Raw genomic sequence first — 15,866 nt, 5'->3', positions numbered from 1 at the left:
AATCTAAAAAATTTGTGTGCGAGAGATCCGCGGTTTCCCGCACATCCCGTGGGAGGTCAGTGCCTCCGAGCTTAGTGCACCGGGCATGCGTTCCGCGGGGGAACGCATGCCCGGTGAAGCAAATGTGACTAACCGTGCAGTGGCTTGCCGGCCAGGGCCATGGCGGCCTCGCCGAGCGATTCGTTCTGCGTCGGGTGTGCGTGGATGAGCTGCGCAACATCCTCCGGGTAGGCTTCCCAGTTCACGATGAGCTGTGCCTCGCCGATCTGCTCGCCGATGCGACCGCCGATGCCGTGAACGCCCACGATGGGGCCGTTCTTCACGCGCACCATCTTGATCAGGCCGGAAGTGCCCAGGATCGAGGACTTGCCGTTGCCGGCCAGGTTGTACTCGGTGGTTTCGATCTGGTCGTCGCCGAACTTCTTCTTCGCGGCCGGCTCGGAGTATCCGACCGAAGCGATTTCCGGCTCGCAGAAGGTGACCTTCGGGATGTTGATGTCCTCGACGACCACCGGGTTCAGGCCGGCGATTTCCTCGGCGACGAAGATGCCGTGCTGGTAGCCGCGGTGGGCCAGCTGCACGCCCGGGACGATGTCGCCGATCGCGTAGATGTTGCCCACGCCGGTGTGGCAGCGCTCGTTGATGAGCACGAAGCCGCGGTCCATCGGAATGTTCTGCTCTTCGTAGCCCAGGCCCTCGGTGACCGGGCCGCGGCCCACGGCCACGAGGACGATCTCCGCTTCGAGGGTCTTGCCGTCGGCCAGGGAGACCTTGACGCCGTTGGCGTCCTGCTCGACCTTTTCGAAGAAGACGCCGGTGTTGAACTTGATGCCGCGCTTCTTGAAGGCGCGCTCCAGGTTCTTGATGATCGCCGGATCCTCGTTCGGGACCAGCGACGGCAGGCCCTCAACGATGGTGACGTCTACGCCGAAGGACTTCCACACGGAAGCGAACTCGACGCCGATGACGCCGCCGCCGAGCACGATGGCGCTCTTGGGCAGGGTGTCCATGTTCAGTGCCTCGGTGCTGGTCAGCACGCGGCCGCCGATTTCGATGCCCATGGTCTTGGAGGTGGAACCGGTGGCGAGGATGATGTTCTTGCCCTTGTACGCCACGCCGTCAACGTCGATGGTGTCCTGGGAGACCAGGCGGCCGTTACCTTCGATAACGGTCACCTTCTTCATCTTCAGCAGACCCGTCAGGCCCTTGTGCTTGCCGGCGACAATGCCGTCCTTGTAGCTGCGCACTGCACCCAGGTCGATGGAATCGAGGGTGGTGTTGATGCCGTACTTCGCGCCTTCGCGAGCGTTCTCGGCCAATTCGGCGGAGTGCAGGTACGCCTTGGTGGGGATGCAACCGGTGTGCAGGCAGGTGCCACCGAGCTTGGCCTTTTCAATCAAGCCAACGGTGAACCCCAGCTGGACGGCGCGCAATGCTGCCGAGTAGCCGGCGGAACCGCCACCGAGAATGAGGATGTCGAATTCTTGCGTTGCTGCCGATTCGGCCACGTGAACGCTCCCTCGTTATGAGTTGTGGCCGACGTCGTGGTCGACCAGGGGTCTGTTTGGGTGTACCTGCGCGCCCGGTTCAACGGGCGCGAAAATACGGTCATGCTAGTGATCTATCAGGTTTACCTTAGCCCCCCGAAACGCGCTCGGCCACATACGGTGAGGCAGATTGCGCGTACCTGTGACCGGTCGCACAGCGGCGGCGGCGATTCGGCGCGCCCGAGGGGGCGCCGCCGCCGCGCTTGCGTGCATTTCTACTACGGAGAGTAGAAAAGATCGGGTCCGGGGACTGTGCCCGCAGGCCTACTTCGCGGAGGCCATTTCCTCCGCCAGCGCCACCAGGGTGCGCACCGAGGATCCGGTGCCGTTCTTGTGGGTGTAGCCGTACGGGGCCTGCTCGTTGAAGGCCGGGCCGGCAATGTCCAGGTGCGCCCAGGGGATCTTGGCCCCGTTGGCCTCGCCCACGAACTCGTTGAGGAACACCGCGGCGGTCATCATCCCGCCCATGCGCTCACCGATGTTGGCCAGGTCGGCGACCTGCGAATCGATGGTGGGGCGCAGTTCCTCGGGCATCGGCATGGCCCAGGCGGCCTCGCCCGCCTTGCCGGCGGCGGCGACCACGGCGTTGCGCAGCGCCTCGTCGCCCATGACTCCGGCGGTGCGCAGGCCCAGGGCGACCATTTGGGCACCGGTCAGCGTGGCCACGTCGATCAGGGCGTCGGGCTTTTCTGCGCTGGCCGCCACGAGTCCGTCGGCCATCACCAGGCGGCCCTCGGCGTCGGTGTTCAGCACCTCGACGGTCTTGCCGCCGAACATGGTGATGACGTCGCCCGGGCGCGTGGAGGCGCCGCCGGGCATGTTCTCGGCCAGGCAGAGCCAGCCGGTGACGGTGATCGGCAGGTTGAGTTCGGCGATTGCAACAATGGCCTGGAAGATGGTGGCGGCCCCGGCCATGTCGCACTTCATGGCGTGCATGCCGGCGGCCGGCTTGATGGAGATGCCGCCGGTGTCAAAGGTGATGCCCTTGCCCACCAGCGCCAGGTGCCGGGTTGCCTTGGCCGGCGCGTACTGCACCTTGACCATGCGCGGCTTGCGATCGGACCCGCCGCCGACGCCCATCAGGCCGCCGTAGCCGTCCTTCTCCAGCTTCTTCTCGTCGAGGATCGTGACCTTCAGCGGCAGTCCCTTGGTCGAGTCCTTGACTTCCTGCGCGAAGGACGCCGGGTAGAGCACGTTGGGCGCGACGTTGACCAGGTCGCGGGTGGCGCGGACGGCGCGGCCCAGGATAGCCGCACGCTTCAGCGCCGCCGGCAGGCCCGGATCCGCGGAGGCCGCCGTGGCAATGACGGCCTCGGTCAGCGGGAGCTTGGTGGCCGGGGTGGAGCGGTGGCTGTTGAAGTGGTAGGCGCCCAGGGCGACCCCCTCGGCCACCGCGGCGGCCTGCTCGAGGGTGGCCGCCGGCAGGGCGAAGACCACGGTGGAGAGCCCGGCAAGCTGGCGCGCGGCCGAGCCCGCGGTGCGGCGCAGCGCCTCCGCGCTCAGCGTGGATTCCTCGAATGACCCCAGGCCGGCGAGGGCCAGGACCAGGGCCTTGGTTTCGGCGGGGGCCGGCATGCGGACGAGTTCGTCGGCGGCGCCGGTGACGTTCAGGCCGGACAGGGAACCCTGGAGGGCTTCGGTGACCTTGGCGCTGAAGGGCGAGGCCACCAGGACGGGACCATCGGTGCCCTTGACGACACCGAGAACCAGTGCGTCCGCGCCGATGCGCTTGATGTCGGTCGAAACGGCGGTCAGCTTGAGATCGATGGAGTTGATCACGGAACGATTCCTCTTCATTGGTTTCTGTGCATGCACGTCAGATGCGCATGCATCGAAGGGGCCGGGATGGCGGCCGCGTCCCGGGGTCGCCGGGACGCAAAAGCCGATTGGCCTTTACCGATCGTATCGTTGAGACCGATCCCACAGCGCATTCGCCTGGCAAGCGGCCTAGAATTGGTTGCGGGCCACGGGAAGAAAACGCCTGCCATTGGGGTTGACCCCAGTAGTACGCGACCGAACGAATCCCGATTGGGATCATCCGGCCCGCACCCGTTCCATGGTTTCCCCGCAGTTGGCGTTGCCCCGATCCGGCCCCGCCCGGGGGACCGGTGGCCACCTTGAGTCAAACCCAGGGCGCAGGTGGTGGCCGGTGAAACCCAGCGACGCAACCCGAAAGGAGCAGCGGCAATGCTTGACCACAATTCCCTGATCAGGTTCGAAGACCTCGACCTGGATGCACTCGACCTTCAGGGCCTTGACCTGCTCGTCGGCCTTCGCGGCCACGCCGATGCCGGCCATGCGCTGTCCCAAGTGCGCACCGAGCTGCTGGATGCGCTGGATCCTCAGCTCATCGCCTCGTTCGATACGGACCAGCTCGTCAACTATCGCGAACGGCGCCCCCAGATTTCCTTCCTCGGCGACCACTTCGCCGCGTATCAGGCCCCGCGCCTTGAGCTTTACCGGCTCACCGACGGGCTGGAGCGCAACTTCCTCTTCCTGACCGGGACCGAGCCGGACCTGGCCTGGGAACGGGTCACCGCCGCGGTCATCGCGCTGGTCGATGCCTTCAACGTGCGACTGACCGTCTCCTTTGACGCCGTGCCGATGCCGGTTCCGCACACGCGCCCGCTGGGTGTCACTGCACACGGCAACCGCAAGGACCTGATCGACGGGATCTCCACCTGGACCCCCACGGCGGAGTTGCCGGCGAGCCTGGCCAGCCTCATCGAGGTCCGCCTGGTCGAGGCCGGCAGGGACGCGGTGGGCTACTCCATCCACGTGCCCCACTACCTCTCCGAGGCCGAGTACCCCCAGGTTGCCGTGGGCGTCCTGGAATACGTCGGTGCCGCCATGGAACTGGGCCTGCCCACCGACCGCCTGCGCGAGGCCGGGCGCAACCTCGAATCGCAGATCGCCGAACAGGTTGCCGCCACCCCCGACGTCGCCCGGATGGTGGAAAACTTCGAGGAACGCTTTGACCAGCACGTCCCCGATGTCGAGCGTCGCTCGTTGCTGGTCACGCCCGATGCGGAGGTCCCCGACGGCGACGAACTCGCCCTGGCCGTCGAGGCGTTCCTCTCCGGCTTCCCCGAGCAGGGTGGCACGGCCGCCAAGGATTCCTAGTGACCAAGGCCGAACACCTGGACTCCGCCCGCTCGTGGGTGGTGTGGATTGTCAGCATTACGGCCTACCTCATCGCGGTGACCCAGCGGACCAGCTTCGGCGTGGCCGGCCTGGAGGCCACCGACAGGTTTGACGCCTCCGCCTCGATCCTTGCGACGTTCTCCGTGGTGCAGCTGGTTGTCTATGCGGGCTTGCAGATTCCTGTCGGCATCCTGGTGGACAGGTGGGGGCCGCGGGCCATGATCACCGGCGGCGCGGCATTGATGATGGTCGGCCAGCTGCTGCTTGCCATGGCCGATTCGGTCGGTGCAGGCCTGGTCGGGCGGTTCTTCGTCGGCGCGGGCGATGCGATGACCTTTGTCTCGGTCATCCGGCTGCTGCCGATCTGGTTTTCCGGTTACCGCATCCCGATGCTCACCCAGGCCACCGGGATGGTGGGCCAACTGGGCCAGCTGCTCTCGCTGATCCCGTTCGTTGCCCTGCTGCACCTGTGGAGCTGGACTCCGGCGTTCCTTTCCCTGGCGGCGCTGTCGGTGCTCGGATTTGCCCTTGCCCTGGTGCTGATCAGCAACGGCCCGCGCAGCAGCGAGGCACCGCGGGCACCGGCCCGGGCCAGGGTGCTGCTTTCCAACGCCTGGCGGGAACCGGGGACCAGGCTCGGTTTCTGGACGCACTTCACCACCCAGTTCACCACCAACGTCTTCCTGCTGACCTGGGGGTATCCTTTCCTGGTTTCCGGCCAGGGAGTCAGCCCGGCCACCGCTTCGGGGCTGCTCTCCATCTTCGTGGTCGTCGCCCTGGTCGCCGGACCCGTCCTCGGTGCGGCGGTGGCGCGGCATCCGCAACGGCGCTCGGCGATTGCGTTCAACGTCATCGGGGCGATCGCCCTGAGCTGGATCGTCGTGCTGCTCTGGCCCGGGCAGGCACCAATGTGGCTGCTGGTGGTCCTGATCGTGTCCGTTGCGCTGGGCGGCCCGGCTTCCATGATCGCGTTTGACTTCGCCCGCACCTTCAACCCGCCACATGTCATCGGCACCGCCACCGGCATCGTGAATGTCGGCGGGTTCCTGGCCGCACTGGTCACCGTGTACGTCGTGGGCTGGCTGCTTGACCTCCAGCAGAAGGCGGCGGGACCCGGCGCCGAACTGTACTCCCTTGACGCGTTCCGGTGGGCACTGTCCTTCCAGTTCGTCGTGATCCTCGGTGGCGTGGTCGGCATGATCCTCACCCGCAACAAGGCGCGCCGCGGCATGGCGTTGCGGGGCGAGTACCCGCCGCGTTCGGCCCGGGAGATGTCCAGGCGCACCGAAATCGAGTAGCGCCGGCCGCTGCCGCGCATCTGGCCGCAGCCGGGAACGCGACTGCTCCGCACACGCCGCAGGACGCCGGGCCGGCCCCGGTCGGCGGTATCCACATGAAACCAGGGTCGCCTCCCGCCGCCCTTGGGCCGGGCGCAGCATGGGGTGCATGACTACTACACCCTCAGCGTCTAACTTTTCCTTGGCCAGCCCCGAAGAGGTGCTGGCCTACATTCCCCACGCCTTGGGGTTCTACCCCCGCAATGCAGTGGTGCTGCTGATCATGCAGGGCTCGTGCCTGGCTGCCACGCTGCGGGTTGACCTGCCGCGAACGGAATGCAGCAGCGCGACGGCGGCCCAATGGGCCGAACAGCTGGTTCAGCTGGTGCACAAGGTACCGGACGCAACCGCCGTCTTTGCCGCCGTTTACACCGGGCAGGTCCCCGGCGGGAGCCACGATTCCCTGCCCAAGCACGAACTCGTCGAGCGGCTGGCCCCCGAGCTCGTGCACTCGGGAATCCAGGTCCGGGACGCCTGGTATGTGGGTGCCAACCGCTGGCACAGCTACTTCTGCCTCAGCGAGAACTGCTGTCCCAGTGAGGGATTCGACCTGCCTGACCTCGCGCTGACGGAGACCCACCTGCGGATGGTTGTCGCCGGATCGGCACCCGAGGAACAAATCTGGGACGGCGGCGGCGTTGCCGAATGGGGCAACAAGTCCGCGGTCAGGATGAACCAGGAAATCCTGGCCCGGGAACTGTCCGGATCCGTCCCGCGGGAGTCGTTGGTCAAGGACTGGGCCGGGCTGCTGGATGCGGATCCGGCCGTCGCCGAACGCCGGCTGCGGGCCGACGACGTATTGTGCGCTTCGCTCCTGCTCTCGCTCAGCGACCGCATGATTCGCGACATCCTTCCCTACCTGGCCGGCCGCGGAACCCTGCGCGCGTTCGAGGCGTTGAAAGAGGTCTCTCGCGCCTCCGACTTCGGGCGGGCATCGCAGGACTTCTCCGACTTCCTGCTGGGAACGGCGCCATGCACCCCCGACTGGGACAGGATTGAGCGCCTGTGGTTCCTTTGCCGCGACCTGCTCGGCGTTGCGGAAGGGGAGGAGGCCTGCGCGCTCCTGTGCCTGCTGGGCTGGGTGAACTGGGCCAAGGGAAAGGGGAGCTCCGCGCTAAGGCTCTTTGGGTCGGCGCTGAAAAACGATCCGGAATACCGGCTCGCACAGCTCATGGGCAAATTGGTGGAATCGGGCGAAATGCCATCGTGGGTGGCGGATCCGGCACGCGCATGGCGGCTCCGGCTGGAAGGACGGCTCAGTGCCTGAGCCCGGCGGGGAACCCCGTGGCAGATAATTCGTCGGATCACGTTCCCGATGAATCTCCGTGACACTGAAACGTGAGACACTGTTAACCAACAGACCCGGTTGGGTTCGTGTTCCATGGCTATCAAGCCGGCACCATCGAGTTGGTTCGATGGGAACAAATGGCGGGAAAAAGGCGTTCAACTAATTGGACCCTGGATCCCGACTCGCCGTTATTCGGCGGGACGCGGACTTGACAGGGTCATAGTGGTGTTACCGGTAGGTGGCATCGCGGACGAACCGTGAGAAAGGTATTTCGTGTCTTCTGAGACGACCACCAATGGCCAGGCAGCGGATGCTGCCGCCGATCCGCAGGATGCAACTACGGATAAGGCAGCTGCCGTGCCGGCTGCCGCAAAGGCCGCCACCGCGAAGAAGCCTGCTGCGAAGCGCGCTCCTGCAAAGTCCCGTGCCAAGGCCGATGAGGACGTAGAGTCCGAAGAAGCTGAAACCGACGCCGACGATGCCGACGAGACCCCCAAGGCACCCGCGGTAGACGAGAACTCCAAGGGCTTTGTCCTGACCGCAGACGAAGACGACGCCCCGCAGCAGCAGGTCATGGTCGCCGGCGCCACCGCCGACCCGGTCAAGGACTACCTAAAGCAGATCGGCAAGGTCGCCCTGCTGAACGCCGAGCAGGAAGTCGATCTGGCCCTGCGCATCGAGGCCGGCCTTTTCGCCCACGAGAAGCTCGCCGCCGACGAAGGCAAGATGGACAAGCGCCTGCGCTGGGACTACGAGCAGATCGTCCACGACGGCAAGATCGCCAAGAACCACCTGCTCGAGGCCAACCTCCGCCTCGTGGTGTCGCTGGCCAAGCGCTACACCGGTCGCGGCATGCTCTTCCTGGACCTGATCCAGGAAGGCAACCTGGGCCTGATCCGTGCAGTCGAGAAGTTCGACTACACCAAGGGCTTCAAGTTCTCCACCTATGCCACCTGGTGGATCCGCCAGGCGATCACCCGCGCGATGGCCGACCAGGCCCGCACCATCCGCATCCCGGTGCACATGGTCGAGGTCATCAACAAGCTGGCCCGCGTGCAGCGCCAGATGCTCCAGGACCTGGGCCGCGAACCCACCCCGGAGGAGCTCGCCAAGGAACTGGACATGACCCCCGAAAAGGTCGTCGAGGTCCAGAAGTACGGCCGCGAGCCGATCTCCCTGCACACCCCGCTGGGTGAAGACGGCGACTCCGAATTCGGTGACCTCATCGAGGACTCCGAGGCCGTTGTCCCCGCCGACGCGGTGTCCTTCACCTTGCTGCAGGAACAGCTGCACTCGGTGCTTGACACGCTCTCCGAGCGCGAAGCCGGCGTCGTGGCCATGCGCTTCGGCCTGACCGACGGCCAGCCCAAGACCCTTGACGAAATCGGCAAGGTCTACGGTGTCACCCGTGAACGCATCCGCCAGATCGAGTCCAAGACGATGTCCAAGCTTCGTCACCCCTCCCGTTCCCAGGTCCTGCGCGACTACCTGGACTAGGAGTTCGGCCCGAGGGCCCGATGCAGGTGCCGGTGTTTTCCCCAGCAAGTCCGCGGGGGGACACCGGCACCTTGCGTTTAAGCCGTGAGTCTCCAGTTCGCGTTGAGTGTTCACCAAACGACAGCGGGACCCCGGCTTGTTGCCGGGGTCCCGCTCGTCAGTCAGCTCAGCAAGAGGCTGGCGACCGTATTAGTCCTCGTCGTCGTAAACAGGCTTCTCGTAGAGACGCGCTGTTTCGTCTTGCCATTCGTTGGTCAAGGGGCGCAGCTTTTCCTCTACCGCGCGAGCGTGGTGTCCGCAGAAGAATAGCTCACCACCGGAGGTCTCCAATACCGCACGCACAAAAGCCTGTGCACCGCACCGGTCGCAACGATCAAGGGCATTCAGCTCTCGGGTTACTGCGGTCGTTGTCATGATGACCTCCTTCATTCGATGTGTATCCAATACAACCAGCAACACGGCATTTTTCTTCTTGAAAGTTCGCTCTTTCGCTGACCGCGTAGCCCATCCGGGGGTGAGCTGCCGCTCACTGGCGGCACGCATCAGCGAAATGGCGGGGCCAGAGACTATTGTGGTTAGCGTCGTTCCGACGTTTTTGAGGAGTTCTATCACCGTGGCCAAAAGCACTGACTACAACGCCCGACACCTATCCGTCCTGGAAGGGCTCGAGGCGGTACGCAAACGTCCGGGCATGTACATCGGTTCCACCGATTCGCGCGGACTCATGCACTGCCTGTGGGAGATCATCGACAACTCCGTCGATGAGGCGCTGGCGGGCCACGGACAATCCATCAAGGTCAGCCTGCACCCGGATGGTTCGGTGGAGATCCACGACGACGGTCGCGGGATCCCGGTGGACATCGAACCCAAGACCGGGCTCTCCGGCGTCGAGGTCGTCTTCACCAAGCTCCATGCCGGCGGCAAGTTCGGCGGCGGCTCGTACACCGCCTCGGGCGGCCTGCACGGCGTGGGCGCCTCCGTGGTCAACGCGCTGTCTTCCCGGCTCGATGTCGAGGTGGACCGCGGCGGCAAGACCTATGGGATGCAGTTCCGCCGCGGCGAGCCCGGACGCTTCGCCGACGCGGGCAAGCCCAAGCCGGATTCCAATTTCGAGCCGTTCTCCACCGCCTCGGTGCTCGACGTGGTGGGGAAGGCCAAGCGCGGCGTGACCGGAACCCGCGTGCGTTACTGGGCCGACCGACAGATTTTCACGCCCGACGCCAAGTTCTCCTACACCGAACTGCAGGCACGCGCCCGCCAGACCTCGTTCCTGGTGCCGGGCCTGAAGATCACGCTGCGCGACGAGCGCGGCCTGGCCGGCACGCTGGGCGAGGACGGCCCCTACGAGGAGGTCTTCCACCACGATGGCGGGATTTCCGAGTTCGTGGAATACCTGGCCAACGACGCGGCGGTCACCGACATCTGGCGTTTCCACGGCTCGGGGACCTTCAAGGAATCGGTGCCGGTCATCGATGACTCCGGACACAGCCGGATCACCGAAGTCGAACGCACCTGCGAGGTGGACATCGCCCTGCGCTGGGGGATCGGATACGAGACCAACCTGCGCTCCTTCGTCAACATCATCTCCACCCCCAAGGGCGGAACACACCAGACCGGCTTCGAACAGGCCCTGCTCAAGACCTTCCGCAAGGTCATTGAGGCCAACGCCCGCAAGCTCAAGGCGGGGAACGACAAGATCGAGAAGGACGACGTCGGCGCCGGGCTGACCGCCGTCCTGACGGTGCGGCTGGCCGAGCCGCAGTTCGAGGGGCAGACCAAGGAAATCCTCGGCACCTCGGCGGTGCGCCTGATCGTTGCCAAGGTGGTCGAGAAAAGCCTCACGGACAAGCTGAACTCCACGGCCAAGGGCGACAAGACCCAAGCGGCGATGCTGCTGGAGAAGGTCGTCAGCGAGATGAAGTCGCGCATTTCCGCGCGCGTCCACAAGGAGACCCAGCGCCGCAAGAACGCGCTGGAAACCTCCTCGCTACCAACCAAGCTGGCCGATTGCCGCAGCACCGACACCGAGAAGACCGAACTGTTCATCGTCGAGGGTGACAGCGCCCTGGGGACCGCCCGCCTGGCGCGGTCCTCGGACTTCCAAGCGCTGCTGCCGATCCGCGGCAAGATCCTCAACGTGCAAAAGGCCTCGGTTGCCGACATGCTCTCCAACGCCGAATGCGCCGCCTTGATCCAGGTGGTCGGCGCCGGATCGGGGCGCAGCTTCGACATCTCCGCGGCCCGCTACGGCAAGGTCGTGCTGATGACCGACGCCGACGTCGACGGCGCGCACATCCGCACGCTGCTGCTGACGCTGTTTTTCCGCTACATGCGCCCCATGGTGGAGGCCGGACGGGTCTATGCGGCGGTGCCGCCCCTGCACCGGGTCGAGGTCATCAACCACGGGGCCAAGGACAACGAAATGGTGTACACATACTCGGAAAACGAGCTCCACGAGGTGCTGGCCGCCCTGGAAAAGGCCGGCAAGCACTACAAGGAACCCATCCAGCGCTACAAGGGCCTGGGCGAGATGGACGCGGACCAGTTGGCCGAAACCACCATGGATCCGCGCCACCGCACGCTGCGCCGGGTGGGATTGGAGCACGCCGAATCGGCCGAGCGGGTCTTTGACCTGCTGATGGGTTCGGATGTTGCACCGCGCAAGGAATTCATCATCTCCGGGGCCGAGCGCCTCGAACGCGACCGGATCGACGCGTAGCGGGAAAACGACATGGCCGGCGGGTGCACCCTAAGGATATTGAATTCCGGGGGCATCTGCCGGCCATTGGCGTGTCCGGCGACGGCCGGCGCTGAGCGCACGAGGGACCTCGGCAGGATTAGCTGAAAAGCCCCGGTGCCACCAACATGGTGGTCGGCAACGCCAGAAGGAGCAGCGCGGCCGTGAGAACCAGGGTGCGCATCGTGGCGGAGAGCGGCATCTCGGGGGTCAGCAGCCGCCGCAGGCGATGCGATGAAAGCTCTTCGGTCGGTGCTCCGCCGGTCCCCGCGCCGGGCAGGACAGCATTCTCCCGCTCCGACGGTTCCCCCAGGGCGCCGGTGGCGACAGTCAAGAGGGCACGCAGCAAAACCGGGGCAGTGACGACGCGCAGGGCAGCGTCGTCGGCAAGCATCTCCACCAGTTCCTGGACCGCAGCCAGCGAGTGCTTCGCGGTGGGCAGCCAGGGCAGGGCGTCATTCCAAGAGGTAAAGGCCAGCAACAGCAGGTCGTGGCGTTGCTCAAGGTGCGCCTTTTCGTGGGCAAGAACCGCCCGAAGTTCATCCTCGTTCAACCGTTGGACCAGGCCGCGCGAAAGAACCGTGACGGAACCGGTGAAGCTCGGCAGGCAATAGGCAATGGGGGTTTCGTGGTCCAACACCAAGGTGCCGGGATTGGCGGTGGATTTCTCGCTGAGCAGCGAAAGGATGTGCCGGTGTCGTGCCCGCTGGCGGGTAATGCGCCAGGCGGCCCTGATCAAGGTGAGGACCAGATGGAAACCCAGCAGCGCCGCGGTGCTCAAGGCAAAGACGTGGATGGTTCCCGGGGACCGGACGTCTGGATCACCGAGGACAAGCCTCAGCCCTCCGTGCAGGGCTCCCAGAAGGGAATCTCCCAATGGTTCGAGGCCCCAAAAAAGCATCGCACCAATCATGGACAGGCCGCCGGCCAATGCTATGGCCTGCCAAACAACCATCGCGACGAAGGGGGATCGGGCCGTCCAGCGGGCGCGCGAGAGTGCGACGGGTATGGGCCATGCCAGAAGAATGGCCAGCCCCGCCAGGAGATAGGACGTCAGCAGCACGTTTGGTGACCGTGCCGATCGTCGCTAGGCGTTACGTGGTGTATCGAGGAGCAGGCGCAAGGACTGTGCTTCCTCGGCGGAAATGCCGCCGATGAAGCGAGCCAACACGGCTTCGCGATCCAGCACGGTACCCAGGGCTTCGTTCATCAAGGACACGGTGTGGTCCTCACGGCTTGTCACCGACGTGTAGCGGTGCGGGCGGATGTCGCGTTCGCGCGCCACCAGGCCCTTCTTCTCCAGCCGCGCCAGCACCGTCAGGACGGTGGTCACGGCAAGTTCCTTGCCCTCGACGTCGCCGGGTGCTGCAAGTTGGTCGCGAAGTTCATTGGCCGTGAGCGGGGATTCGGCATCCCAAAGGAGTTCCATTACTGCGCGTTCAAGGTCGCCAAGAGTGGCCAATCTCATTTCCTAACAAAGTGTTCCAAGACCCGTGCAGCTAACGCAGGGGCCAACGGTCCGCGTCGTGGACGCTTCCCGTTGGCACCAGTTTACCGCGCCGGGGCCAAATGTTCTACAGTGAGTAGAAAGGAGTTCTACGAATCGTAGAACTTGGGGCGCGGGTCCGCCTCGACGCCGCGAATTTCTGCACTGAAGGGCTTGGCATGGATGTACTTGAAATTGCCAGATGGCAATTTGGTATCACGACCGTTTATCACTTCCTGATGGTTCCCCTGACGATCGGCCTGGGTCTCACCGTTGCGGTCATGCAGACCGCGTGGCACCGCACCGGCAAGGAGGAATTCCTGCGCATGACGAAGTTCTGGGGAAAGCTCTTCCTCATCAACTTCATCATGGGCGTGGCCACCGGCATCGTCCAGGAATTCCAGTTCGGCATGGCCTGGAGCGAATACAGCCGCTTCGTCGGCGACGTCTTCGGCGCACCCCTGGCCATGGAAGCGCTGCTGGCCTTCTTCCTGGAATCCGTGCTTCTTGGGTTGTGGATCTTCGGCTGGGACCGGCTGCCCAAACGCATCCACCTGGCCACCATCTGGATTGCCTCGCTGGCCAGCATCTTCTCGGCCTACTTCATCCTGGTGGCCAACTCCTGGATGCAGCACCCCGTGGGCACCGAAATCGTCGACGGCCGAGCCACGATGGTCGATGCCTGGGCGGTCTTTACCAACAACACCGCCCTGGTCACCTTCCCGCACACCATCTTCGGGGCCTTCGCCGTGGCCGGCGGGTTCCTGTTGGGCATCTCCTGGTTCCACCTCTACAAGCGCCGCCAGGCGGGAATCGACACGGTGGACGCCGCGGGCAAGGTCATCGTCGGGGAATCAGGCACGCTGGGGAAAAACCGCGACAAGGTCGATTACCAGGTCTGGATCAAGTCCCTGCGCATCGGCGCCGCCGTTGCGATGGTTTCCTTCATGGGGGTTGCCCTGTCCGGCCACGCCCAGGCCCAGTTGATGATCCAACAGCAGCCCATGAAGATGGCGGCGGCAGAGGCGGCATGCCACGACGGGACGGGATTCTCGCTCCTGTCCGTCAGCGACCTGCGGGGCGGCGGGGCAACGACCTGCGACAACGTCGTCGGAGTCTTCGAAATCCCGGGGCTGCTTTCATTCCTCGCCCACGACAACTTCACGACCGAAGTCAAGGGCGTAAACACACTCCTGCCCGAGTACCAGGAAAAGTACGGCACCCACCTCCCGGATGACCCGATGTACGGGGAACGCGCCGGAAGCGAAATCAACTACTTGCCGGTCATGGAGGTCACCTACTGGGGCTTCCGCCTGATGATCACCCTGGGCGGGCTCTCGGCGGTTGCCGCCGCCGTGGCCCTGTGGCTGACCCGCAAGGGAACCGTTCCGCACAGCAAGTGGATCTCCCGGCTGGCCGTCCTCGGAATTCTGGCCCCACTGGGCGGGAATTCCGCCGGATGGATCTTCACCGAAATGGGTCGCCAGCCATTCGTCGTGGCCCCCAATCCCAGCTTTCAAGGCATCGACCAGGTGTTCATGTACACCGCCGCCGCTGTCTCCCCGGGGGTCAGCGCGGGGGAGATGCTCTTCTCGCTGATCGCCCTCGTCTCGATCTATGCGTTCCTGCTGGTCGTCGAGGTCGTCCTGCTGATCCGGTACGTCCGCGGCGGAATCGGTTCGGCCATGCCCGAACTGCATGAACACCCCGACGACGGCGACAAGGACACCGACGTGCTGTCCTTCGCCTACTGACCCGACGACTTACGAGTTAGGACTCTGACCGTGGATTTCCTGCCCACCCTGTGGTTCATCCTGATAGCCGTGCTCTGGGGCGGCTACCTGTTCCTTGAAGGATTCGACCTGGGCGTGGGGATGCTCATGAAGACCTTCGCCAAAAACGAGAAGCAGCGCCGCGTGCTGCTGAACACCGTCGGCCCCGTCTGGGACGGCAACGAGGTGTGGCTCATCACCGCCGGCGCCGCGACCTTCGCGGCCTTCCCGTACTGGTACGCCTCGCTCTTCTCAACTCTCTACGTCCCGCTGACCCTGGTGCTCGTGGCCCTGATCTTCCGCGCCGTGGCCTTCGAATACCGCGGCAAGGCCCATACCCTTGCCGTGCGAAACGCCTGGGACTGGGCCATCTTCCTGGGCTCCTTTGTGGCAGCCTTCGGCGTCGGGGCGATGCTCGCCCTGAGCACCACCGGTCTCCCGCTGAACGCCAACGGCGACCGCGTCGGCGGACCCTTCGCCTGGTTCAACATGTATGCGGTGCTGGGCGGGCTCGCCGTCGTCGCATTCTGCCTGATCCACGCGCTGGCCTTCCTGGGCCTGAAGACCGACGGCGACATCCGTGCCCGGGCGGCAAGGCTCGTGGCGCGCTGGCTGCCGGTGGCGCTGACGCCCTTGGCGGCCTGGGCCGTGGCCGTGGTCCTGCTGAACCGGAGCGTGGTGGCCCTGGCGCCGCTGGGACTGGCGGTGGGCGCACTGCTGTTCGCCTGGTTCCGGGCACGCAGGAACAACGAGGGCCTGGTATTCATCGGACTGGGCGTTTTCCTGCTGGCCGGTGTCGCGGCGATATTCACGGCGGCCTATCCCAACGTCCTGCCCTCCACCATCGACGCGGCCTTCAACCTGACCGTCTCCAACGCATCCTCGACCCCCTACACGCTCAAGCTCATGAGCATCGTCGCGGCGTTCGGGCTGCCGCTGGTCCTGGCCTACCAGGCCTGGACCTACTGGGTGTTCCGCAAGCGCGTCACCGAGGAGCACATCCCCGAGGCGCACAACGTGACCCCGATCGTCTAACGGAGCCAGGAGAAGAAAACCCG

12 protein-coding genes are annotated in these 15,866 nt (G+C 65.2%); 7 read left to right on the top strand and 5 right to left on the bottom strand.

Going from position 1 to position 15,866, the window contains the following annotated elements; genetic code table 11:
- Positions 1 to 128 precede the first annotated feature (128 nt).
- Both lpdA and KRR55_RS14570 read right to left on the bottom strand, forming a co-directional pair.
- Positions 129 to 1,508: a dihydrolipoyl dehydrogenase gene (gene lpdA, locus KRR55_RS14575; RefSeq protein WP_217389845.1), complete on the bottom strand. Its 1,380-nt coding sequence runs from the start codon at positions 1,506 to 1,508 to the stop codon at positions 129 to 131.
- A gap of 303 nt (positions 1,509 to 1,811) precedes the next feature.
- A complete protein-coding gene (locus tag KRR55_RS14570) occupies positions 1,812 to 3,326 on the bottom strand; it encodes a leucyl aminopeptidase (RefSeq protein WP_217389844.1) in 1,515 nt (504 codons plus the stop codon).
- Between the two features lie 408 nt (positions 3,327 to 3,734).
- On the opposite strand from KRR55_RS14570, the gene KRR55_RS14565 reads away from it, so the two are divergent.
- From KRR55_RS14565 to KRR55_RS14550, 4 genes are all read left to right on the top strand, one after another.
- Positions 3,735 to 4,670 (top strand): proteasome assembly chaperone family protein, encoded by a 936-nt coding sequence (locus tag KRR55_RS14565; protein ID WP_217389843.1) that lies wholly within the window; start codon positions 3,735 to 3,737, stop codon positions 4,668 to 4,670.
- On the top strand, positions 4,670 to 5,989 hold the full coding sequence (locus KRR55_RS14560) for an MFS transporter (RefSeq protein WP_217389842.1): 1,320 nt from the start codon (positions 4,670 to 4,672) through the stop codon (positions 5,987 to 5,989). Before KRR55_RS14565 ends, KRR55_RS14560 begins: the two co-directional genes overlap by 1 nt.
- Before the next feature lie 148 nt (positions 5,990 to 6,137).
- Positions 6,138 to 7,295, top strand: coding sequence for a DUF4192 domain-containing protein (locus tag KRR55_RS14555; protein WP_217389841.1), 1,158 nt, complete (start codon positions 6,138 to 6,140; stop codon positions 7,293 to 7,295).
- Positions 7,296 to 7,589: 294 nt separating this feature from the next.
- Positions 7,590 to 8,813 (top strand): RNA polymerase sigma factor, encoded by a 1,224-nt coding sequence (locus KRR55_RS14550; protein WP_217389840.1) that lies wholly within the window; start codon positions 7,590 to 7,592, stop codon positions 8,811 to 8,813.
- A gap of 189 nt (positions 8,814 to 9,002) precedes the next feature.
- Here the strand turns inward: KRR55_RS14550 and KRR55_RS14545 are convergent, their stop codons facing one another.
- The gene (locus KRR55_RS14545) at positions 9,003 to 9,227 is read right to left on the bottom strand and encodes a DUF7455 domain-containing protein (RefSeq protein ID WP_217389839.1); all 225 of its coding nucleotides are present in this window, start codon (positions 9,225 to 9,227) and stop codon (positions 9,003 to 9,005) included.
- A 199-nt stretch (positions 9,228 to 9,426) separates the two neighbouring features.
- Here KRR55_RS14545 and KRR55_RS14540 point away from each other — a divergent pair, with 199 nt between their 5' ends.
- On the top strand, positions 9,427 to 11,532 hold the full coding sequence (locus tag KRR55_RS14540; RefSeq protein WP_217389838.1) for a DNA gyrase/topoisomerase IV subunit B: 2,106 nt from the start codon (positions 9,427 to 9,429) through the stop codon (positions 11,530 to 11,532).
- Between the two features lie 118 nt (positions 11,533 to 11,650).
- Here the strand turns inward: KRR55_RS14540 and KRR55_RS14535 are convergent, their stop codons facing one another.
- Positions 11,651 to 12,613 (bottom strand): M56 family metallopeptidase, encoded by a 963-nt coding sequence (locus tag KRR55_RS14535; RefSeq protein ID WP_217389837.1) that lies wholly within the window; start codon positions 12,611 to 12,613, stop codon positions 11,651 to 11,653.
- Between the two features lie 24 nt (positions 12,614 to 12,637).
- Positions 12,638 to 13,012: a BlaI/MecI/CopY family transcriptional regulator gene (locus tag KRR55_RS14530; protein ID WP_217389836.1), complete on the bottom strand. Its 375-nt coding sequence runs from the start codon at positions 13,010 to 13,012 to the stop codon at positions 12,638 to 12,640.
- 203 nt (positions 13,013 to 13,215) lie between these two features.
- Between KRR55_RS14530 and KRR55_RS14525 the strand changes: the two genes are divergently transcribed.
- Both KRR55_RS14525 and cydB read left to right on the top strand, forming a co-directional pair.
- A complete protein-coding gene (locus KRR55_RS14525; protein ID WP_217389835.1) occupies positions 13,216 to 14,790 on the top strand; it encodes a cytochrome ubiquinol oxidase subunit I in 1,575 nt (524 codons plus the stop codon).
- 30 nt (positions 14,791 to 14,820) lie between these two features.
- Positions 14,821 to 15,843: a cytochrome d ubiquinol oxidase subunit II gene (gene cydB, locus KRR55_RS14520; protein WP_217389834.1), complete on the top strand. Its 1,023-nt coding sequence runs from the start codon at positions 14,821 to 14,823 to the stop codon at positions 15,841 to 15,843.
- The last annotated feature ends 23 nt before the right edge of the window (positions 15,844 to 15,866 follow it).

Source organism: Paeniglutamicibacter quisquiliarum, assembly GCF_019084045.1.
GTDB lineage: Bacteria > Actinomycetota > Actinomycetes > Actinomycetales > Micrococcaceae > Paeniglutamicibacter > Paeniglutamicibacter quisquiliarum.
Note: the sequence above shows the minus strand (reverse complement) of the source record. Positions and strands in the feature narration are given on the sequence as shown.

Excerpts from the sequence above, each read along its gene's own strand:
- KRR55_RS14555 (WP_217389841.1), top strand. The coding sequence starts at position 6,138 with ATGACTACTACACCCTCAGCGTCTAACTTTTCCTTGGCCAGCCCCGAA.
- KRR55_RS14525 (WP_217389835.1), top strand. The coding sequence starts at position 13,216 with ATGGATGTACTTGAAATTGCCAGATGGCAATTTGGTATCACGACCGTT.
- KRR55_RS14545 (WP_217389839.1), bottom strand. The coding sequence starts at position 9,227 with ATGACAACGACCGCAGTAACCCGAGAGCTGAATGCCCTTGATCGTTGC.
- KRR55_RS14565 (WP_217389843.1), top strand. The coding sequence starts at position 3,735 with ATGCTTGACCACAATTCCCTGATCAGGTTCGAAGACCTCGACCTGGAT.